This window comes from Mycobacterium sp. 1482292.6 (assembly GCF_001672995.1).
Lineage (GTDB): Bacteria > Actinomycetota > Actinomycetes > Mycobacteriales > Mycobacteriaceae > Mycobacterium > Mycobacterium europaeum_A.
Genome location: NZ_LZKV01000232.1, coordinates 1 through 20821, shown reverse-complemented (window position 1 = coordinate 20821; position 20821 = coordinate 1). Strand labels below are relative to the sequence as shown.

The window sequence follows — 20821 nt, the reverse complement described above, 5'->3', positions numbered from 1 at the left end:
CGCAGGGCCCCTAGAATGGAATTCATCATGACCGCACCGGGGGCTGCTCGCCCAGAAACCCCGATCGCGGGGCTCGTTGAATTGGCGCTCACCGCGCCGACCTTCCAGCAGCTGATCGACAGCGCGGCCGCGTCGCCGGCCGAGTTGAGCCTGGTGGGTCCAGCCAGCGCACGGCTATTCGTCGCCAGCGCGCTGGCGCGGTTGGGCCCTCTGCTGGTAGTCACCGCGACCGGGCGCGAAGCCGACGACTTGACCGCCGAACTGCGCGGCGTCTTCGGCGACGCCGTTGCGGTGTTCCCGTCCTGGGAAACGCTGCCGCACGAGCGGCTTTCGCCCGGCGTCGACACCGTCGGCGCCCGTTTGACCGTGCTGCGCCGACTGGCCCATCCCGATGACGCGCGGCTGGGCCCGCCGCTGCAGGTGGTGGTGACCGCGGTGCGTTCGCTGCTGCAGCCGATGACGCCGCAGCTGGGCCTCGTGGAGCCGGTCACGCTGACCGTCGGCGCCGAAGTCGAATTCGAGGGCGTGATCACCCGGCTCGCCGAGTTGGCCTACACCCGGGTCGACATGGTGGGCCGGCGCGGTGAATTCGCCGTCCGCGGCGGCATTCTCGACGTCTTCCCGCCGACCGCCGAGCACCCGGTGCGCATCGAGTTCTGGGGTGACGAGGTCAGCGAGATGCGGATGTTCTCGGTCGCCGATCAGCGCTCGATCCCCGAGATCGAGGTCGACACCGTGATCGCGGTCGCCTGCCGGGAACTGCTGCTGACCGATGACGTGCGGCGGCGCGCCGCCGAACTGGCCGCGCGGCACCGCACCACCGAGCCCGCCATCACCGGCAGCGTCACCGACATGCTGGCCAAGATCGGCGAGGGCATTTCGGTCGACGGCATGGAGGCGCTGCTGCCGGTGCTTCGGCCCGGCGAGCACGTGCTGCTCACCGACCAATTGGCCCCGCGCACACCGGTCTTGGTGTGCGACCCCGAGAAGGTCCGCACCCGGGCCGCCGATCTGATCAAGACCGGTAGCGAATTCCTCGAAGCATCGTGGTCGGTGGCCGCGTTGGGTACCGACGCCCCCGTCGACGTGGCGCAGTTCGGCGGGTCGGGATTCGCCGAACTCGACGACGTGCGGGCCGCGGCGGGCCGCGCCGGGCATCCGTGGTGGACGCTGAGCCAGCTGTCCGACGAGTCGGCCGTGGAACTGGAGATCCGGGCGGCGCCGTCGGCGCGCGGGCATCAGCACGACATCGACGGCATCTTCGCGATGCTGCGTGCGCACGTTTCCACCGGCGGCTACGCCGTCGTCGTCGCGCCCGGCGCCGGGACCGCGCACCGCGTGGTGGAACGGCTGGCCGAGTGCGACACCCCCGCCGCCATGCTCGAATCGGGCGCCGCCCCCAAGGCCGGCGTGGTCGGTGTGCTCAAGGGCCCGCTGCACGACGGCGTCATCATCCCCGGCGCCACGTTGGTGGTGATCACCGAGTCCGACCTGACCGGCAGCCGGGTGACGGCCGTCGAGGGCAAACGCCTGGCGGCCAAGCGGCGTAACACCGTCGACCCGTTGGCGCTCACGGCCGGTGATCTGGTGGTGCATGATCAGCACGGCATCGGCCGGTTCGTGGAGATGGTCGAGCGCACTGTCGGCGGCGCTCGGCGCGAGTACCTGGTGCTCGAATACGCGTCGAGCAAGCGGGGCGGCGGGTCCGACAAGCTGTATGTGCCGATGGATTCGCTGGACCAGCTGTCCCGGTACGTCGGTGGGCAGGCGCCGGCGCTGAGCAAGCTGGGCGGCAGCGACTGGACCAACACCAAGACCAAGGCGCGGCGCGCGGTGCGCGAGATCGCCGGCGAGCTGGTGTCGCTGTACGCCAAGCGGCAGGCCAGCCCGGGTCACGCGTTCGGCCCGGACACCCCGTGGCAGGCCGAGATGGAAGACGCGTTCGGCTACACCGAGACCGTCGACCAGCTCACCGCGATCACCGAGGTCAAGTCCGACATGGAAAAGCCGGTCCCGATGGACCGGGTGATCTGCGGCGACGTCGGTTACGGCAAGACCGAGATCGCGGTGCGGGCGGCGTTCAAGGCGGTCCAGGACGGCAAGCAGGTCGCGGTGCTGGTGCCCACCACGCTGCTGGCCGACCAGCATCTGCAGACCTTCACCGACCGGATGACCGGGTTCCCGGTCACGGTCAAGGGCCTGTCCCGGTTCACCGACCCGGCGGAGTCCAAGGCCGTCGTCGAGGGCCTGGCCGACGGATCGGTGGACATAGTGATCGGCACGCATCGGCTGTTGCAGACCGGGGTGCGCTGGAAGGACCTGGGCCTGGTGGTCGTCGACGAGGAGCAGCGGTTCGGCGTCGAGCACAAGGAGCACATCAAGAGCCTGCGCACCCACGTCGACGTGCTGACCATGAGCGCCACCCCGATTCCGCGGACGCTGGAGATGAGCCTGGCCGGCATCCGGGAGATGTCGACCATCCTGACGCCGCCCGAGGAGCGGTATCCGGTGCTGACCTATGTGGGTCCGCACGACGACAAGCAGGTCGCGGCGGCCCTGCGGCGCGAATTGCTGCGCGACGGGCAGGTCTTCTACGTGCACAACCGGGTCAGCTCGATCGACCGGGCGGCGGCCCGGATCCGCGAGCTGGTGCCCGAGGCGCGGGTGGTCGTCGCGCACGGGCAGATGCCCGAGGAACGGCTGGAACGCACGGTGCAGGGGTTCTGGAACCGCGAATACGACATCCTGGTGTGCACCACGATCGTGGAGACCGGCCTGGACATCTCCAACGCGAACACCCTGATCGTCGAGCGCGCCGACACCTTCGGCCTGTCCCAGCTGCACCAGCTGCGCGGCCGGGTCGGCCGCAGCCGCGAGCGCGGCTACGCCTACTTCCTGTATCCGCCGCATTCGCCGCTGACCGAGACGGCGTATGACCGCCTTGCCACCATCGCGCAGAACAACGAGCTGGGCGCGGGCATGGCCGTCGCGATGAAGGACCTCGAAATCCGCGGGGCCGGCAACGTGCTGGGCGTCGAGCAGTCCGGGCACGTCGCCGGCGTCGGCTTCGACCTGTACGTCCGGCTGGTCGGCGAGGCGGTGGAGGCCTACCGGGCCGCCGCCGACGGTCAGACCGTCACCACCGCCGAGGAACCCAAGGACGTGCGGATCGACCTGCCGGTCGACGCGCACCTGCCGCCGGACTACATCGCCAGCGACCGGCTGCGGCTGGAGGGCTACCGACGGCTGGCCGCCGCGGCCTCCGACGCCGAGATCGACGCGGTCGTGGAGGAACTCGTCGACCGATACGGGGCGCTGCCCGAACCGGCCCTGCGGCTGGTCGCGGTGGCGCGGCTGCGGCTGCTGTGCCGCGGCGCCGGCATCACCGAGGTGTCCGCGCCCTCGGCGGCCACGGTGCGGCTGTCGCCGATGACTCTGCCGGATTCGGCGCAGGTGCGGCTCAAGCGGATGTATCCGGCCGCGAACTACCGCGCCACGACGTCCACGGTGTCGGTTCCGATTCCGCGCGCCGGCGGGGTGGGCGCGCCGCGGCTGCGCGATGTCGAGCTGGTGCAGATGGTGGCCAACCTGGTCACGGCACTGCAAGGCAAGCCCCAGACGGACGTTGATATAACGAGCTCAGAACCCGCGAGAAGTGAGGAGCGACGAGCGCGATGACATCCATCGTCGTCTTGTTCGACCCCCGCCGCCCCTCGCTGGTGCCCGTCGAGGCCATCGAGCACCTGACCGGCGAGGTGCAATACACCGAAGAGATGCCCGTCGCGGTTCCCTGGTCGCTGCCCGCGGCGCGCCCGGTGCATTCCGGTGAGGACGCCCCGGTGCTGCTGTCGTCGGATCCCGAGCACCCCGCTGTCACCGCCCGGCTGGCGGCCGGCGCACGGCTGATCTCGGCGCCGGAGACGCCCCGCGGTGAGCGGCTGGTCGACGCGGTGGCGATGATGGACAAACTGCGCACCGCCGGGCCGTGGGAAAGCGAGCAGACCCACGATTCGCTGCGCAGGTTCTTGCTGGAGGAGACCTACGAGCTGCTGGACGCCGTCGGCAGCGGCAACGCCGAGCAGTTGCGCGACGAACTCGGCGACGTGCTGCTGCAGGTGCTCTTTCATGCCCGCATCGCCGAGGATGCGCCGCACTCCGCCTTCACCATCGACGATGTCGCCGCGGCCCTGATGCGCAAACTGGGCAACCGAGTTCCGGGAGTCCTTGCCGGGCAATCGATCTCGCTCGAAGAGCAGTTGGCCCAGTGGGAAGCGCGGAAGGCGGCCGAGAAGCCGCGGAAATCGGTGATGGACGATGTGCACACCGGGCAGCCCGCTTTGGCACTGGCCCAGAAGGTCATCGCCCGCGCCGGCAAAGCGGGCCTTCCCGCCGACCTGATCCCCGGCGAGATCACCTCGGTCTCGGTGTCGGCCGACGTCGATGCCGAAAGTGCGTTGCGGACCGCCGTTCTGGACTTCGTGGAGACGGTCCGCGGAGTCGAGCGGACGATCGCGGCGGCGCGCCGCGGCGCCGGTGTTCCTTCAGCGTTCGACGTGGCCCCGCTCGGTGAGATCTCCGAGCAGGAGTGGCGCGAGCACTGGCCGACCGCGGTACCGGTGGTCGACGATGCGGCGCCGGGGACCGACGGCCAGGCCGACGCGGCCGCCGAGGAGTCCGGCGCCGACGCCGCGGCCGACGACGCCTGACCGGGCCGCCGCCGCCCTTACCGAGGCGCCGTCGCCCACTAATTCGCGCTTTCGGCCGTGAAAGAGAGCGACCGACGGAATGTTTGCCCGATTTGGCCGTCCTGGCTGGGTAACATCGCCGATGAGGGTGCGAATCCCCGTGGTTGGCGTCGGTCTGACCGCGCTGGCCGAAGCGGCCAACGGCTTGCCGAGGGTTAGCTGAAACCGGCGGCGAGTCGGTGTGCCGGGGCCCGAGGCGACCGGGTAGGTCCCGGACGCATGGGACGATGGTGTGGCGGAAGTTGGGGCAGGCGAGTTTAGGGGAGCTCAGGAAAGCATGGTGTCGCCGAGGCGTTGGATGCGCGCGGCCGCCGTGATCGGCGCGACCGCGATCGTTCTGGCCTCCAGCTGTACCTGGCAGCTCAGCCTGTTCATCCCTGACGGCGTGCCGCCACCGGCCGGGGATCCGGTGCCCGCCGTGGACACCCACGCCAGCGGCCGGCCCGCGGATCAGTTGCGGGACTGGGCGGCGCAGCGGTCGGCGGCACTCGAGATCCCGGTGATCGCGCTCGAGGCCTACGCCTACGCGGCGCGGGTCGCCGAAGTCGAGAACCCGAAATGCCACATCGCGTGGACCACGCTGGCCGGCATCGGCCAGGTCGAGAGCCACCACGGCACCTACCGCGGCGCGCGGCTGGCCCCGAACGGCGATGTGAGCCCCCCGATTCGGGGTGTCCGGCTCGACGGCAGCGGCGGCACGCTGCGCATCGTCGACACCGAGGAGGCCGTCACCGACGACGACGGTGTGACGCGCGCCATGGGGCCGATGCAGTTCATCCCGGAGACGTGGCGGCTCTATGGTGTCGACGCTCACAACGACGGGCGCGTCAGCCCGGACAACATCGACGACGCGGCCCTCGCCGCGGCCGGTTACCTGTGTTGGCGCGGAAAGGATCTCGCCACGCCGCGCGGCTGGATCACCGCGCTGCGGGCCTACAACAACTCCGGGGTGTACGCCCGGGCGGTCCGCGATTGGGCCACCGCCTACGCGAAAGGTCACCCGTTGTAGCAGGATGTATCGCTGACCGGCGAAGCACGCACCGGCTACGACGCAAGGAGAACTCAGTGCCGATTATCGAGCAGGTCGGGGCCCGCGAGATCCTCGATTCCCGCGGTAACCCGACAGTCGAGGTCGAGATTGCCCTGATCGACGGAACGTTCGCCCGCGCCGCGGTGCCCTCCGGCGCGTCGACGGGCGAACACGAGGCCGTCGAGCTGCGCGACGGCGGCGAGCGGTACGGCGGCAAGGGCGTGCAGAAGGCGGTGCAGGCCGTGCTCGACGAGATCGGCCCGGCGGTGATCGGCCTGAACGCCGACGATCAGCGGTTGGTGGACCAGGCGCTGCTGGATCTGGACGGCACGCCCGACAAGTCGCGGCTGGGCGGCAACGCGATCCTGGGCGTCTCGCTGGCCGTGGCCAAGGCCGCCGCCGATTCCGCCGAGCTGCCGCTGTTCCGCTATCTCGGCGGCCCGAACGCGCACATCCTGCCGGTGCCGATGATGAACATCCTCAACGGGGGCGCGCACGCCGACACCGCCGTCGACATCCAGGAGTTCATGGTGGCGCCGATCGGTGCGCCCAGCTTCGCCGAGGCGCTGCGCTGGGGTGCGGAGGTGTATCACGCGCTGAAGTCGGTGCTCAAGAAGGAGGGCCTGAGCACCGGCCTGGGGGACGAGGGCGGTTTCGCCCCCGACGTGGCGGGCACCACCGCGGCCCTGGACCTGATCAGCCGGGCCATCGAGTCGGTCGGGTTCAAACCCGGCGCCGACGTGGCGCTGGCGCTCGACGCGGCGGCCACCGAATTCTTCACCGAGGGGACCGGCTACAAGTTCGAGGGCAGCACCCGCACCGCCGCGCAGATGGCCGACTTCTACGCCGGGCTGCTCGGCTCGTATCCGTTGGTGTCCATCGAAGACCCGCTGTCGGAAGACGATTGGGACGGGTGGGCGACCCTGACCGCGTCGATCGGTGACCGGGTGCAGTTGGTCGGTGACGACATCTTCGTCACCAATCCCGAACGCCTGGAAGAGGGCATCGACAAGGGCGTGGCAAACGCCTTGCTGGTCAAGGTGAATCAGATCGGCACGCTGACCGAGACGCTGGACGCCGTCGCGCTCGCCCACCACAGCGGCTATCGCACGATGATGAGCCACCGCAGCGGTGAAACCGAGGACACCACCATCGCCGACCTGGCCGTGGCCGTGGGCAGTGGGCAGATCAAGACCGGCGCACCGGCCCGCAGCGAGCGCGTCGCCAAGTACAACCAGCTGCTGCGGATCGAGGAGGCGCTCGGTGACGCCGCCCGCTATGCCGGCGACCTGGCCTTCCCACGTTATGCCGTGGAGGCGAAATAGCTTGACGCGCAACGGTTGACATGGCTGACGCGAGACGGCCCGACTCCAAACGGCGCTCCCCGGCCTCACGCCCGGGGAAGGCCGGGGATACGGGTCGGCGCCGTCGCTCGGCCAAGCCGTCCTCCAAGCCGTCGTCGCGGACGTCGCCCACCGCGAACCAGGCCGGCCGCGCCACGGCGCGAACGCAGCAAGAACATGTCGTCGAGCCCATCGTGCGCCAGGCCGCCGAATCGGTGGAGCAGCGCTCCGAGCAACGGCTGGGTTTCACCGCGCGCCGGGCGGCGGTGCTGGCCGCGGTGATCTGCGTGCTGACGTTGACCATCGCCGGACCGGTGCGCACCTACTTCGCCCAGCGCACCGAGATGAATCAGCTGGCCGCCACCGAGGCGGCGCTACGGCGTCAGGTCGCGGAGTTGGAGCAGCGCAAGGCCAAACTCGGTGACCCGGCCTACATTGCGGCGCAGGCCCGCGAGCGGCTCGGCTTCGTCAAGCCCGGCGACATCCCGTTCCAGGTGCAGCTCCCGCCGACGGCGGGCGAGCCGACGCAGCCCGGATCCCCGTCGGCGAGGCCGGCCAACACCGACCCCTGGTACACGTCGCTGTGGCACACCATCGCCGACGCCCCGCACCTGCGGCCGGCCAATCCGCCTGCGCCGCAGGCCCCGCCGCCTCCGACCGAACCGGGCTCGCCCGGTCCGGTGCCCGCACCGAACTCCACGGGTCCCGGTGGTTGATCGTGCCGACCTGGAAGCGGTGGCGCGCCAGCTCGGGCGCGAGCCGCGCGGGGTTATCGAAATCGCCTACCGTTGCCCGAATGGTGAGCCCGGGGTGGTGAAGACGGCACCGAAATTGCCCGACGGCACGCCTTTTCCGACGTTGTACTACCTGACCCATCCGGCGCTGACGGCCGCCGCCAGCAGGCTGGAGACGACGGGGTTGATGCGCGAGATGACCGAGCGGCTGGGCCAGGACGCGGAATTGGCGGCCGCCTACCGGCGCGCCCACGAGTCGTATCTGGCCGAGCGGGACGCGATCGAATCGCTGGGCACCACCTTCTCCGGCGGCGGAATGCCCGACCGGGTCAAGTGTCTGCACGTGCTGATCGCCCATTCGCTGGCCAAGGGGCCTGGTGTGAACCCGTTCGGCGACGAGGCGCTGGCGATCCTGGCCGGCGAGCCCGCGATGGCCGGCATCCTGGAGGCCGGCCGATGGTGAACGGCAGGCTCGCCGGAATCGACTGCGGCACCAACTCGATTCGACTGCTGATCGCCGACGTCGACGGTGGCCGGCTGCGCGACGTGCACCGGGAGACGCGCATCGTGCGGCTGGGCCAGGGTGTCGACGCGACCGGTGAATTCGCGGCCGATGCGATAGCCCGCACCCAGGCGGCGCTCGCCGACTACGCGTCGTTGCTGAAACAGCATGGGGCACAACGGGTGCGGATGGTGGCCACCTCCGCCGCCCGCGACGTCGCCAACCGCGACGCGTTCTTCGCGATGACCGCCGACGTGCTGGGCGCGGTCGGCCCCGGGGCGGTGGCGGAGGTGATCACCGGCGCCGAGGAGGCCTCGCTGTCGTTTCGGGGCGCCGTCGGCGAGTTGGACGCTGCGGCGGGGCCTTTCGTCGTCGTCGACCTGGGTGGCGGCTCCACCGAGATCGTCACCGGCGGCGATGCGGTGACGGCCAGCTACTCGGCCGACATCGGCTGCGTGCGGCTGACCGAACGCTGCCTGCATTCGGACCCCCCGACGCCCGAGGAAGTCGCGGCGGCGCGCCGGGTGGTGCGCGAGCGGCTCGAGGTGGCCCTCGGTGTGGTGCCCGTCGAGGGGGCGAAGACCTGGGTCGGGCTGGCCGGGACGATGACCACCCTGTCCGCGCTTGCCCACAACCTGACGACGTATGACTCTGCGGTCATTCATCTTTCGCGCGTCGCCGGTGACGATCTGCTGGCGGTGTGCGAACGGCTGATCGCCATGACGCGGGCCGAGCGCGCGGCGCTGCCGCCGATGCATGCGGGGCGCGCCGATGTGATCGCCGGGGGCGCCATCGTGGTCGAGGAGTTGGCCCGCGAGTTGCGCGCCCGGGCGGGCATCGACGAGCTGACCGTCAGCGAGCACGACATCCTGGACGGCATCGTGTTGTCCATCGCCGGGTAGGTCACATCCGCCACACCGGCCTCTACAACAGTGGACATATCTTTTGCCCGCCTCGTAGCGACAACTCGGTCGGTGTCGTACCCGTGTGCGACCGTCCGGGGATGGGCTATTCACTCAAAGGGATCGAGCTGCGCTACGTGCTGGCGATGCAGCTGGCGGTACATGGACCGGCCACCATCACCGAGCTGACCGAAGCGCTTGACTGGCATGGGTTTTGCGTTCGGGGCCGCCCATCGAAGGCGATCTCGGATGCGCTGCGCTGGGAGATCGGACGTGGCCGGGTGCGGCGCCTCGGGCAGGGCCGGTATGGGCCCGGGTACATGCCGCGCGGCACCGAACATCGGATCCATCAGCGCGTGTTGGCGTTACGCGAGGCGGCGGCCGAGTTGTCGCTGAAAGGTGGGCAATTAACTGACCTACCCGCGCGGAGGCCCGAGTGGCTGGTGTGATTCGGCCCAGCCGGCCGCGGGACAGGCGCGCAAGTCTCACACCTCGAATCGATACCCCATGCCGGACTCGGTCAGCAGGTGCTTGGGATGCGAGGGGTCATCCTCGAGTTTGCGGCGCAGCTGCGCGAGATACACGCGCAGGTAATGGGTTTCGGTGGCATACGCCGGACCCCACACCTCCTTGAGAAGCTCCTCGCGGCCGACCAACTTGCCGCGGTTGCGGACGAGGACTTCGAGCATCCCCCACTCGGTTGGGGTGAGGTGAACCTCGCTGCCGTGCTTGGTGACCTTCTTGGCGGCCAGGTCGACGGTGAACGATTCGGTCTCGATGACCGGTTGTTCGAGTTCGGAGGCCGCGGCGTTGCGCCGGACCGCCGCGCGCAGCCGCGCCAGGAACTCGTCCATGCCAAAGGGTTTCGTGACGTAGTCATCGGCCCCGGCGTCCAGCGCCTCGACCTTGTCCGACGAATCGGTACGCGCCGACAACACGATGACCGGCGCGGTGAGCCAGCCGCGCAGACCGGCCAGCACGTCGATCCCGGAGATGTCGGGCAGGCCGAGGTCGAGGATCACCACGTCGGGCTTGTGTTCGGCGGCGGCCCGCAATGCGCCGGCGCCGCTGGACGCGGTGATCACCTCATAACCCCGCACCGACAGGTTGATGCGCAGTGCGCGCAGGATCTGCGGCTCGTCGTCGATCACCAGAACGCGAGTCACAGTGCGCCAATCTGTTGCGGCGCAGCCAAATCCACGATCACCGTCAGCCCGCCTCCCGGGGTGTCGGTGGCCGTAATCGTCCCGCCCATCGCTTCGACGAAGCCCCGCGCCACCGACATCCCCAGGCCCACGCCGGTGGTGTTGTCGTGATCGCCGAGCCGCTGAAACGCTGCGAAGATCTGCTCCTCGGCCCCGTGCGGGATTCCGGGGCCTTCGTCGATGACGTTGATCAGGACGCGATCGCCCACCCGTCCGGCGTTGACCCGCACCACACAGTTGGGCGCATAGCGCAGCGCGTTGTCGATCAGATTGGCCAGCACCCGTTCCAGCAGCCCCGCATCGGCCATCACCATCGCATCGGCGACGTCGACCTTGACCCGGTCGATCGCGGACCGGAAGAAACCGGTGGCGCCAGCCCCGATGCTGACCAGGGCCCGCTGCACGGTCTCCTCCAAATACACGACGCGCAGGTCCGGGTGGATCACCCCGGCGGCCAAACGCGATGAGTCAAGCAGGTTTCCGACCAGCGCGGTCAGCTGGTCGATCGACTCCTCGATGGTGGCCAGCAATTCGGCGGTGTCGGTGGGGGAGAAGGCGACGTCTTCGGCGCGCAGGCTCGAGACCGCGACCTTGGCCGCCGCCAGGGGTGTCCGCAGGTCGTGGCTGACCGCCGACAGCAGGGAACGGCGCAGTTCGTCGGCCCGCACGATCGCCTCGGTGCGGCTGGCTTCCTCGGCGAGCTCGCGTTGCCTGATCAAACCCGCGGCCTGCCTGGCCACCGCGCCGAGCACCCGCCGGTCGCGCGCGGAAAGCTTCCTGCCGGCCAGCAGCATCCAGAACTCGTCGTCACCGACCTCGATCGCGGTGTCGGCGGAATCGATTGTCACACAGGGATCGCGGCCCACACACGCCACCACCTCACTCTTCCTGCCGCGAGCGAGCGCTTGGTCGTCGGGCTCGCGCAACATGCTGACGGTCCGCTGGGCGTAGGTCTCACGAACTCGCTCGAGCAGCGTTTCCAGATCGGCGCCGCGCAGCACCGAACCGGCGAACAGGGTCAGCAGCTCGGCCTCCTGCGAGGCGCGCCGTGCTTCCCGGGTGCGTTTGGCGGCGAAGTCGACCAGCACCGCGACGGCGACTGCGATGAGCAGCAGCACCAATTCGGTGATGGCACTGTTGGGTTCGGCGATGGTGAAGCTGTGCCGCGGGGCGATCAGGAAATAATTCAGCAGCAGCCCGGACAGCACGGCTGAAAGCACCGCGGGCGCAATGCCGCCCAACAGCCCGACCAGCAGCACGCCGACGAAGAACAGGGCGCTCTCGCCGCCGGTGTCCAGATACGGGTCCAGCGTCGTCACCGTGATCGCACAGATGACCGACGGTACGATCAGGGCCGCCAGCCACGACGCCACCCGGCGCTCGCGGGGCGCCAGCGAGGACGCGCGGAAGCCGCGCTTGGATTCCTCGTGGGTGACCAGGTGCACGTCGATCTTTCCCGACAGCTCGACGATCCGCGGGCCGATGCCCTCCTCGAACAGCCGGGCCCAGCGCGACCGCCGGGAGGTGCCGATCACCAGCTGTGTCGCGTTCATCTCGCGGGCGAATTCGAGTAGCGCCGTGGGCACCTCGTCGCCGACCACGGTGTGCATCGACGCATCCAGGCTGCTGGCCAGTTCCCGGATCTTGGCCATCCGCGACTCCGATAGCCCGGCCAGCCCGTCGCCGCGGATGACGTGCACCGCCATCAGCTCGGCGGTCGACTTCGAGGCGATCCGGGATGCCCGTCGTACCAGCGTTTCGGACTCGGGACCACCGGTGACCGCGACGACGACCCGTTCGCGGGCCTCCCACATGTCGGTGATCTTGTTCTCGGCCCGGTATTTGGCCAGCGCGGTGTCGACCTGGTCGGCCAGCCACAGCAGCGCCAATTCCCTTAGCGCGGTGAGGTTTCCACGGCGAAAGTAGTTCGACAGCGCGGCATCGATGCGATCGGGCGCGTAGACGTTGCCGTGAGACAGCCTGCGCCGCAACGCCTCCGGCGTGATGTCGATGAGCTCAACCTGGGAGGCCTGGCGCACGATGAAGTCCGGTATGGTCTCCTTCTGCTCGATGCCGGTGATCTGCGCGACGACGTCGTTGAGGCTTTCCAGGTGCTGGACGTTGACGGTGGAGATCACGGTGATGCCGGCGTCGAGCAGTTCCTCGACGTCCTGCCACCGCTTGGGGTTCTTGCTGCCCGGCGTATTGGTGTGCGCGAGCTCGTCGACCAGTACGACCTGGGGGTGTCGCGCCAACACGGCCGGCACGTCGAGTTCGGGGAAGCTGCCGCCGCGATATTCGACATGGCGTGGCGGGATCACCTCGATGCCCTCAAGCAGCTCAGCGGTTTTCGAGCGCCCGTGGGTTTCCACCACGCCCGCCACCAGATCGGTGCCGCGTTCCAGCCGCCGATGCGCTTCGCCCAGCATCGAGTACGTCTTACCCACGCCCGGAGCCGCACCGAGGTAGATGCGTAGCTCCCCGCGCTTGGGATGGTGGTCGCGGAGGCCGACGTCACTCACGTCAACCATCATCCCCCCTCGCCGCTAACTCGTGACCGGATACCGGTGGTCGAGTTGCAGATTAAGTTGCAGCACATTGACGCACGGTTCACCGAAGAACCCGAGTCCGCGCCCACTGCGGTTCTGCGCGACCACTGCACGGATCTGATCTGGGCTGACGTGGCGGACTTTGGCCACCCGCGCCACCTGCATCTCGGCGTAGGCGGGTGAGATGTTCGGGTCCAGGCCGCTGCCGCTGGCGGTCACCGCATCGGCCGGTACCGCCGGGACGGCCGGGGCGGCACCGCGGATCGGCACGATCTGGCCGATCGAATAGTCGTCGCCGTACTTGGCGCATTCGACGCGCACACCCTGGTAGACGGTGAGGAACGGGGCGGCTGTCGATCCGCACGGCTCGTTGACGCTGACCACCCGGGTCGGGCGGATGACGTTGCCGCGCGCGTCCCGCGGGCCGATCACCGACAGCACCGCACCCACGCCGCCGCCCGTGCAGAACGGTCGCGACCCGTCGACCCCCTCCAGCTTGCCGACCGCGGCGCTGCGCGTGCATACCGTCGTCAACAGGCTCGGTTTGAAGCCCGCGTCCGACGCCGACTTTCCGGCCGCCAGTTGCGCCGGGTCGGCGGGCGTGTCGACGATGCTTTCCGGGCCCAGGTTGCTGCCGCCCGACGACGTCGGGTCATACCCGGCGCCGGCGGCCGACGGACGACTCTGGAAGTACTGCGGCAGCGCGTTGCTGCTGGAGTCGGTGAACGATTGGCCGATCAGTCTGCTGCCCACCGGCTTTCCGTTGGCGGTCAGAATCGACCCTTCGGCCTGGTCGCGCAGCCCGGGAAACTGCGCGATGACCCAGATGAACAGGGGATAGGCCAGGCCGGTGATCGCGGTCAGCACCAGCAGCGTGCGCAGTGCCGCCCAGTGCAGGCGGACGAAATTCGAGAACGTCATGTCAGGACATCCCTGGGATGAATTGGACGATCAGGTCGATCGCCTTGATTCCGATGAACGGGGCGACGATGCCGCCGAGGCCATAGACATAGAGGTTGCGGCTCAACAACTTTGACGCGCTGCTCGGCGTGTACCGCACGCCCCGCAGCGACAGTGGGATCAGCAGCACGATGATGATCGCGTTGAAGATGACCGCGGACAGGATGGCCGATTGCGGGCTGTGCAGCCGCATCACGTTGAGCAGATCCAGGCCGGGAAACAGTGCGACGAACATCGCCGGGATGATCGCGAAGTACTTCGCGATGTCGTTGGCGATCGAGAAGGTGGTCAGCGCGCCCCGGGTGATCAGCAGCTGCTTGCCGATCTCGACGATCTCGATGAGTTTGGTGGGATCGGAGTCCAGGTCCACCATGTTGCCGGCCTCTTTGGCGGCCGACGTGCCGGTGTTCATCGCCACCCCCACGTCGGCTTGAGCCAGCGCGGGTGCGTCGTTGGTGCCGTCGCCCGTCATCGCGACCAGCTTGCCGCCCTCCTGCTCGCGCTTGATCAGGTCGAGCTTGTCCTCGGGCGTGGCCTCGGCCAGGAAGTCGTCCACACCCGCTTCGTCGGCGATTGCCTTGGCAGTCAACGGGTTATCGCCGGTGATCATCACCGTCCGGATGCCCATCTTGCGCATCTCGTCGAACCGCTCGCGCATGCCCTGCTTGACGACGTCCTTGAGGTGGATGACCCCGAGCACTCTCGCCTCGCCGCCCCGACTTTCCCCGACGACCAGCGGTGTGCCGCCCCCGGCGGAGATGCCGTCGACGACCTGACCAAGCTGTGGGGGGACCTTGCCCCCTTGGGCGCGTACCCATTCCGCGACCGAGCTCGCCGCGCCCTTGCGCAACAGGTGACCTTCGAGGTCGACGCCCGACATCCGGGTGGTGGCCGAGAACGTCACCCATTGGGCCTGGGACAGCTCACCCGGTGTGCGCGCACGCAGCCCGAAGTGCTGCTTGGCGAACACGACAACCGAACGGCCCTCGGGTGTTTCGTCGGCCAGGCTGGACAGCTGCGCGGCGTCGGCCAGCTGCTCGGCAGAGACACCGTCGAGCGGGATGAAGGCCGCGGCCTGCCGGTTGCCCAGCGTGATGGTGCCCGTCTTGTCCAGCAGTAGGGTGTTGACGTCGCCGGCGGCCTCCACCGCCCGCCCGGACATGGCGAGCACGTTGCGCTGCACCAGCCGGTCCATGCCGGCGATGCCGATGGCCGACAGCAGCGCACCGATCGTCGTCGGGATCAGGCACACCAGCAACGACACCATCACGATGCCGGTGACGCCGCTTGCGCCCAGCGCCTGGCCGTCCGGGACGCCCGGGTTGTTCACCTTGGCGTAGATCGCCAACGGCTGCAGGGTCGCCACGGCGAAGACGAAGATGATCGTCAGCGCGGCCAGCAGGATGTTCAGCGCGATCTCGTTCGGGGTCTTCTGCCGGTTGGCGCCCTCGACGAGCGCGATCATCCGGTCGATGAAGCTCTCCCCGGGCTTCTGGGTGATCCGCACGACGATGCGGTCGCTGAGCACGGTGGTGCCGCCGGTGACCGCCGACCGGTCGCCGCCGGACTCGCGGATTACCGGGGCCGATTCGCCGGTGATGGCCGATTCGTCCACCGACGCAATGCCTTCCACCACGTCGCCGTCGCCGGGGATCACCTGTCCCGCCTCGACCACCACGACGTCACCCTGCTGCAACTGCGGCGCGGCGACCGCTTCCTCGACCGCGGCCGCGCCGGGCGCCCAGTCCTTGAGGCGGCGGGCCAAGGTCTGAGTCTTGGCGCGGCGCAGCGTCTCGGCCTGGGCCTTGCCGCGGCCTTCGGCCACCGCTTCGGCGAGATTGGCGAACAACACCGTGAGCCACAGCCAGATCACGGTCAGCCAGGCGAACCACGTCGGGTCGATGATCGCCAGCGCGGTGCTCCAGGCGGCGCCGATTTCGACGATCAGCATCACCGGGTTGCGCCACAGGGTGCGCGGGTCGAGCTTGCGCAGCGCATCCGGGGTGGACGTCCACAGCATCTTGGGGTCGAGCAGCCCGCCCTGCACCCGTTTCCTGCCAGTGGCCGCCGCCGGCTGGGTCTGCTGCTCGGCGGGGTGGATCGCGGTCGCGGTCATCAGTGGATTCCTTCGGCGAGAGGCCCGAGCGCGAGCATGGGCAGGAACGTCAGGGCAACGACAATCAACGTGACGCCGGCGACCATGCCCACGAATTGGGGTCGGTGGGTGGGCAGGGTCCCCGCGGAATCCGGTGTGCTGCCCTGCCTGGCCAGCGACCCCGCCAACGCCAGAACGAGCACGATGGGCAGAAACCGGCCGAACGCCATCGCCAGGCCGAGCGCCGTGTTGTACCAGTCGGTGTTGGCGCTCAGGCCCGCGAAGGCCGACCCGTTGTTGTTGGCCGCCGAGGTGAACGCGTAGAGGACCTCGGAGAGCCCGTGCGGCCCGCCGTTGAGCATGCCGGCCCGTTCGCCGGGCAGCGCCATCGCGATCGCGGTGCCGGTCAGCACGATCAACGGGGTGACCAGGAAATAGCTTGCGGCGAGCTTGATTTCGCGCGGGTTGATCTTCTTGCCGAGGTACTCCGGCGTGCGCCCGACCATCAGCCCGGCCACGAAGACGGTGATCACCGCCAGCATGAGGATGCCGTACAGGCCCGACCCGGTGCCGCCGGGGGCGACCTCGCCCAGCTGCATGTTGAACATCGCGATCATGCCGCCGAGGCTGGTCAGCGAGTCGTGGGTGGAGTCGACGGCGCCGGTGGAGGTCAGCGTGGTCGCGGCGGCGAACACCCCGGAATCGGTGACGCCGAAGCGCTGCTCGACCCCCTCCATCGCCGCGCCGATCGACGTCGGCACCGTGCCGTGGTGTTGCGCCTGGAACCACAGCATGAACGCCGTGCTGGTGGTGTAGAGCGTCGCCATCACGGCCGCAATCGCGAAGCCCTGCTTGGTGTTTCCCACCATGCGCCCGAAGGTGCGCGGCAGCGAGAAGCCGATCACCAGGATCAAAAAGATTTCCAGCCAGTTGGTCCACACCGTCGGGTTCTCGAACGGGTGCGCGGAGTTCGCGTTGTAGAAGCCGCCGCCGTTGGTGCCGAGCTCCTTGATGACCTCCTGGCTGGCCACCGGGCCGCCGGTGATGGTCTGCTGGGTGCCGTTGAGGGTGGTGACCACCTGGTCGTGCAGGTGGAAGTTCTGGATCGCCCCGCCGGCCACCAGCAGAATCGCGCTGAGGACGGCGATGGGCAGCAGGATGCGCAGCGTTCCGCGGGCCAGGTCCACCCAAAAGTTGCCCAGCTCGCCGGTGCGTCTGCGGGCGAACCCGCGCACCAGCGCGACGGCCACCGCCATCCCGACGGCGGCCGACACGAAGTTCTGCACCGCCAGGCCGGCCATCTGCACCAGGTGGCCCTGGGTGGTTTCACCGGAGTAGGCCTGCCAGTTGGTGTTGCTGACGAAGCTGACCGCGGTGTTCCATGCCAGCGAGGGCGTCATCTTCGTGGCCGGATCGTGTAGGTGCAACGGCAACTTGTCCTGCACGAGCTGGAATCCGAACAGGAACAGGATGCTGACCGACGAGAACGCCAACACGCTGCGCGCGTAGGCGCCCCACGTCTGCTCGGAGCGGGCGTCGACGCCGATCACTCGGTAGATCGCCCGTTCGACGTGGAGGTCTTTTTCCGACGTGTACACGCGAAACATGTAGTCGCCGAAGGGCACGTGCACCACCACCACCGCCGCCACGAGTACGACGAAGAACAGGACCCCGGCCGTTGTCGTGTTCACTTAGAACCGCTCCGGGAACAGCAGCGCGCCTCCGAGGTAGAGCGCGATGAGGATCGAAAGCACCAGGCCGACCGCGTTTTGGTAGTTCACAGCCGCTCGACCAACTTCTGGGCCACGCCGAGTGCGGCGAACACCGCCACAGTCAGCACGACATACACCACCGCGCCCATCATTTCTCCGTCCCGTGCCTGCATACGAAAGGACCTCGACGAGCCAGCCACCGCGCGCCGGCCAAGTCAGCTCGAAACTAATTGGGGCACGCGGGCAACGGGCTTTGGGTTGACGCTTTCCTAACAGCGCCGCAGCGGCTCTTTACGTTTTCTTTACGGCCCGCCGACCCGGTAGATGCGCAGACAAAGGGCGAGTAAGGCCGGCTGAATTACCGGCTCGACGCGGGATGGGCCGGATCGTCCACCAACGGCAGCCGGACCCGGAAAACCGTGCAGCCCTCGGTGGATTCGGCCGTGACCGAACCATGATGGGCCTTGACGATCGAACTGACGATGGCCAGGCCCAAACCGTTGCCCGAGCCGTTGGATCTCGACTTGTCGGCCCGGACGAACCGCTCGAACAACCTGGGCAGCAGGTCCTCGTCGATACCCGGGCCGTCGTCGGTGACGGTTATTTCCGCAAACGGTGCGGGATCGTAACGGCGACAGGTGATTCCGGTCGTCACCGTCACCCCGGGCGGGGTGTGCACGCGGGCGTTGCTGAGCAGGTTGCTGACCAGCTGATGCAACCGGGCGTGATCGCCGCGCACCCACACCGGCTCGTCGGGCAGTTCCTTCACCCAGTGGTGCGTCAACGCGGCGACCCGCGCGTCGTTGACCGCATTGCTGACCACCTCGGCCAGGTCGACGTCTTCGGATTGCAGGTCTTGGCCTTCGCCCAGCCGGGACAGCAGGAGCAATTCGTCGACGAGCAAGGCCATCCGCCGTGCCTCGGACTCGATGCGGGCCAACGCGTATTCCGTGGTGGGCGGCAGCGCCGAACTGTCCTGGCGGGTGAGTTCGGCATAGCCCTGAATGGCGGCCAGCGGTGTGCGCAATTCGTGGCTGGCGTCGGTGATGAACTGGCGCATCCGCAGATCGGACTCGACCCGGTGCGCCAGCGCGCTATCGACATTGTCCAACAAGCGATTCAACGTGTGCCCGACGATCCCGACCTCGTTCTGCGGGTTGGTGTCCTGCGGGGGGACGCGGACGCTGATCCGGTGGTCGTCGCCGGTGAGCGGCATGGCGGCGACATCGGCGGCGATCGCCGCCAGCCGGCGCAGCGGGCGCAGCGTGTAGCCCACCACCCACACGGTGAGCCCGGCGGTGATCACCAACGCGGTCGCGGTGAGCACCGTGGTAGTGAGTTGTTTGCGCGCGATGATGCGGTCGGCGAGGTTCTGCGACACCCCGACGACGAGGACGTCGGACCCGACGACGGTGCTGTCGACGCGATGCGGCCCGAGCCTGCCGAGGATCTCGGTGCGCGGCGGTCCATCGCCCCACGATTGCGCTTGCAGATCTTGGACGACGTCGGGCGGCGCGGGCCTCGGTTCGTCTTCGGAGAACACCGCCGACCCGATCACGGTGCCGTTGTGCAGCACGGCGATGAGGTTGCCCGGCGTCTGCCCGGTGAACTCCAGCATCGCCTGGGCGATCGGCGGGGTGCCGGGATGCGACGAAACGTGTTCGCCGTTCTGGTATTTCGTGTACTGATGGCTGAACGCGTCCAGGGACTCGGCGACGTCGGCATCGCTCATGATGTTGACATAGCCGCGCAGGCTCAGCACCGAGACGATGCCGACCGTCACCAGCACCACGCTGACCACGGCCAGCACACCGAGCAACAACTGGCGGCGCAGCGAGTGGGGAAACCACCGGGAATAGGCCCCGGAGGCGGTGCCCCGGTCTCGGGTCATTCCGCCGGCCGCAGCATGTACCCCACCCCGCGGACGGTATGAATCATCGGTTCGCGCCCGGAGTCGATCTTTTTTCGCAGGTAGGAGATGTAGAGATCGACGATGCTGGTGCGCCCGGCGAAGTCGTAATTCCAGACGCGGTCCAGGATCTCGGTGCGGCTCAGCGCGCGGCGGGGATTGCGCATGAGGAAACGCAGCAGTTCGAACTCGGTGGAGGACAGCGATATCTTGTCGCCGGCGCGGGTGACCTCCCGGCTGGCGCTGTCGACCTTGAGGTCACCGACCTTGAGGGTTTCGGCGGTCGGCGTGGGTTGCTGGCCGGACCGGCGAAGCAGCCCGCGCAGCCGGGCGACCAGTTCCTCGAGGCTGAACGGCTTGGTCATGTAGTCGTCGGCGCCCGCGGTCAGACCGGTGACCCGGTCCATCACCGAGTCCCGCGCGGTGAGGAAGAGGGTGGGGGTGTAGGCGTCGGACTGGCGGACGCGTTCCAGGATCCGCAACCCGTCGACATCGGGAAGCATGATGTCGAGGACGAGGACGTCGGGGCTGACCCGGTCGAACTTGGCCATGGCCTCGCGCCCGTTGTGGGCGATGTCGACCACCCAGCCCTCGTAGTGCAGCGCCATCTTCACCAGGTTGGTCAGCGCCGGCTCGTCGTCGACCAGCAAAACCCTGATGGGGGATCCGTCGGCGCGGGAAATCCTGGGCAGCTGGCCCAGGATGGCTTGGCGTGGGCGCTGCGAACTGGAGTATTCCGACATCACGGTCATGTTCCTACATTGTGGCAAGGCACATACAGGATTGTCACGGAGTTCATAGAGTTCTCAAATGTGGCAAACCCTCCTCGGCCACGGTGGGAGGCCGTTCTCCCGCCCCGATGCGGTGCGAACCCGGCTCCGCGCCGCGCCGAGCCGCGCCGGATCGGGTTGCGGCCCTTGCCGATTCCGGATTCCTCGGCGGCCGCATCGCCGAGTCCATCCAGTGCCGTTGCGGCACAGGTGGATTGGGCTACCCGCATACGAAACCGGGGCCGCACACCAGATCGGTGCGCGGCCCCGGCGTCGAGAGAAGGTGTCAGGCCCAGCTGGACCCAACGGCGCTGTCGGTGCTGGCCATGTTGCTGCCCGCGGACTGGACCTTCTGTCCGTGGGAG

The 20821-nt window shown here is 68.7% G+C and carries 17 protein-coding genes and 1 pseudogene; 8 read left to right on the top strand and 10 right to left on the bottom strand.

Annotated elements, in window-relative coordinates:
- Positions 1–27: 27 nt before the first annotated feature.
- From mfd to A5624_RS23370, 8 genes are all read left to right on the top strand, one after another.
- Positions 28–3678, top strand: a complete 3651-nt coding sequence (gene mfd / locus A5624_RS23405; protein WP_197497913.1) for a transcription-repair coupling factor — start codon at positions 28–30, stop codon at positions 3676–3678.
- Positions 3675–4706 (top strand): nucleoside triphosphate pyrophosphohydrolase, encoded by a 1032-nt coding sequence (locus tag A5624_RS23400; protein WP_066871773.1) that lies wholly within the window; start codon positions 3675–3677, stop codon positions 4704–4706. Before mfd ends, A5624_RS23400 begins: the two co-directional genes overlap by 4 nt.
- 319 nt (positions 4707–5025) lie before the next feature.
- Positions 5026–5754, top strand: a complete 729-nt coding sequence (locus tag A5624_RS23395) for a lytic transglycosylase domain-containing protein (RefSeq protein WP_156748818.1) — start codon at positions 5026–5028, stop codon at positions 5752–5754.
- A 56-nt stretch (positions 5755–5810) separates the two neighbouring features.
- Positions 5811–7100, top strand: coding sequence for a phosphopyruvate hydratase (gene eno, locus A5624_RS23390; protein WP_066871767.1), 1290 nt, complete (start codon positions 5811–5813; stop codon positions 7098–7100).
- Positions 7101–7120: 20 nt separating this feature from the next.
- Positions 7121–7834: a septum formation initiator family protein gene (locus A5624_RS23385; protein WP_066871764.1), complete on the top strand. Its 714-nt coding sequence runs from the start codon at positions 7121–7123 to the stop codon at positions 7832–7834.
- On the top strand, positions 7827–8315 hold the full coding sequence (locus tag A5624_RS23380) for a DUF501 domain-containing protein (protein WP_066871761.1): 489 nt from the start codon (positions 7827–7829) through the stop codon (positions 8313–8315). Before A5624_RS23385 ends, A5624_RS23380 begins: the two co-directional genes overlap by 8 nt.
- Positions 8309–9256 (top strand): Ppx/GppA phosphatase family protein, encoded by a 948-nt coding sequence (locus A5624_RS23375; protein ID WP_066871758.1) that lies wholly within the window; start codon positions 8309–8311, stop codon positions 9254–9256. The genes A5624_RS23380 and A5624_RS23375 overlap by 7 nt, the downstream gene beginning before the upstream one ends.
- Positions 9257–9357: 101 nt before the next feature.
- A complete protein-coding gene (locus tag A5624_RS23370; protein WP_066871755.1) occupies positions 9358–9705 on the top strand; it encodes a hypothetical protein in 348 nt (115 codons plus the stop codon).
- Positions 9706–9741: 36 nt separating this feature from the next.
- On the opposite strand, the gene A5624_RS23365 is transcribed toward A5624_RS23370, so the two are convergent.
- From A5624_RS23365 to A5624_RS27735, 10 genes and pseudogenes are all read right to left on the bottom strand, one after another.
- Positions 9742–10422, bottom strand: coding sequence for a response regulator (locus A5624_RS23365; RefSeq protein WP_066871752.1), 681 nt, complete (start codon positions 10420–10422; stop codon positions 9742–9744).
- Positions 10419–12995 carry a sensor histidine kinase KdpD gene (locus A5624_RS23360; protein ID WP_066871749.1) on the bottom strand — a complete coding sequence of 859 codons (2577 nt, stop codon included), beginning with the start codon at positions 12993–12995 and terminating at the stop codon, positions 10419–10421. Before A5624_RS23360 ends, A5624_RS23365 begins: the two co-directional genes overlap by 4 nt.
- A gap of 12 nt (positions 12996–13007) precedes the next feature.
- On the bottom strand, positions 13008–13931 hold the full coding sequence (locus A5624_RS23355; protein ID WP_066871746.1) for a potassium-transporting ATPase subunit C: 924 nt from the start codon (positions 13929–13931) through the stop codon (positions 13008–13010).
- Between the two features lies 1 nt (position 13932).
- Positions 13933–16086 (bottom strand): potassium-transporting ATPase subunit KdpB, encoded by a 2154-nt coding sequence (kdpB, locus tag A5624_RS23350; RefSeq protein WP_066871744.1) that lies wholly within the window; start codon positions 16084–16086, stop codon positions 13933–13935.
- Positions 16086–17756: a potassium-transporting ATPase subunit KdpA gene (kdpA, locus tag A5624_RS23345; protein WP_066871742.1), complete on the bottom strand. Its 1671-nt coding sequence runs from the start codon at positions 17754–17756 to the stop codon at positions 16086–16088. The genes kdpB and kdpA overlap by 1 nt, the downstream gene beginning before the upstream one ends.
- Positions 17757–17846: a potassium-transporting ATPase subunit F gene (locus A5624_RS23340; protein ID WP_066871739.1), complete on the bottom strand. Its 90-nt coding sequence runs from the start codon at positions 17844–17846 to the stop codon at positions 17757–17759.
- Positions 17843–17926, bottom strand: a complete 84-nt coding sequence (locus A5624_RS23335; RefSeq protein WP_112631949.1) for a potassium ABC transporter ATPase — start codon at positions 17924–17926, stop codon at positions 17843–17845. Before A5624_RS23335 ends, A5624_RS23340 begins: the two co-directional genes overlap by 4 nt.
- A gap of 209 nt (positions 17927–18135) precedes the next feature.
- Positions 18136–19668: a cell wall metabolism sensor histidine kinase WalK gene (locus A5624_RS23330; RefSeq protein ID WP_066871731.1), complete on the bottom strand. Its 1533-nt coding sequence runs from the start codon at positions 19666–19668 to the stop codon at positions 18136–18138.
- Positions 19665–20438 (bottom strand): response regulator transcription factor, encoded by a 774-nt coding sequence (locus A5624_RS23325; RefSeq protein ID WP_066871728.1) that lies wholly within the window; start codon positions 20436–20438, stop codon positions 19665–19667. The genes A5624_RS23330 and A5624_RS23325 overlap by 4 nt, the downstream gene beginning before the upstream one ends.
- A 304-nt stretch (positions 20439–20742) precedes the next feature.
- Positions 20743–20821, bottom strand: a pseudogene (locus A5624_RS27735) (type VII secretion protein EsxI); the annotation flags it as partial.

What these genes read in the sequence shown, in the direction of transcription:
- A5624_RS23400 (WP_066871773.1), top strand. Translation starts at nt 3,675, where the DNA reads ATGACATCCATCGTCGTCTTGTTCGACCCCCGCCGCCCCTCGCTGGTG.
- A5624_RS23375 (WP_066871758.1), top strand. Translation starts at nt 8,309, where the DNA reads ATGGTGAACGGCAGGCTCGCCGGAATCGACTGCGGCACCAACTCGATT.
- mfd (WP_197497913.1), top strand. Translation starts at nt 28, where the DNA reads ATGACCGCACCGGGGGCTGCTCGCCCAGAAACCCCGATCGCGGGGCTC.
- A5624_RS23325 (WP_066871728.1), bottom strand. Translation starts at nt 20,438, where the DNA reads ATGACCGTGATGTCGGAATACTCCAGTTCGCAGCGCCCACGCCAAGCC.
- A5624_RS23355 (WP_066871746.1), bottom strand. Translation starts at nt 13,931, where the DNA reads ATGACGTTCTCGAATTTCGTCCGCCTGCACTGGGCGGCACTGCGCACG.
- A5624_RS23330 (WP_066871731.1), bottom strand. Translation starts at nt 19,668, where the DNA reads ATGACCCGAGACCGGGGCACCGCCTCCGGGGCCTATTCCCGGTGGTTT.
- kdpB (WP_066871744.1), bottom strand. Translation starts at nt 16,086, where the DNA reads ATGACCGCGACCGCGATCCACCCCGCCGAGCAGCAGACCCAGCCGGCG.
- A5624_RS23335 (WP_112631949.1), bottom strand. Translation starts at nt 17,926, where the DNA reads ATGGGCGCGGTGGTGTATGTCGTGCTGACTGTGGCGGTGTTCGCCGCA.
- A5624_RS23385 (WP_066871764.1), top strand. Translation starts at nt 7,121, where the DNA reads ATGGCTGACGCGAGACGGCCCGACTCCAAACGGCGCTCCCCGGCCTCA.
- A5624_RS23370 (WP_066871755.1), top strand. Translation starts at nt 9,358, where the DNA reads ATGGGCTATTCACTCAAAGGGATCGAGCTGCGCTACGTGCTGGCGATG.
- A5624_RS23360 (WP_066871749.1), bottom strand. Translation starts at nt 12,995, where the DNA reads ATGATGGTTGACGTGAGTGACGTCGGCCTCCGCGACCACCATCCCAAG.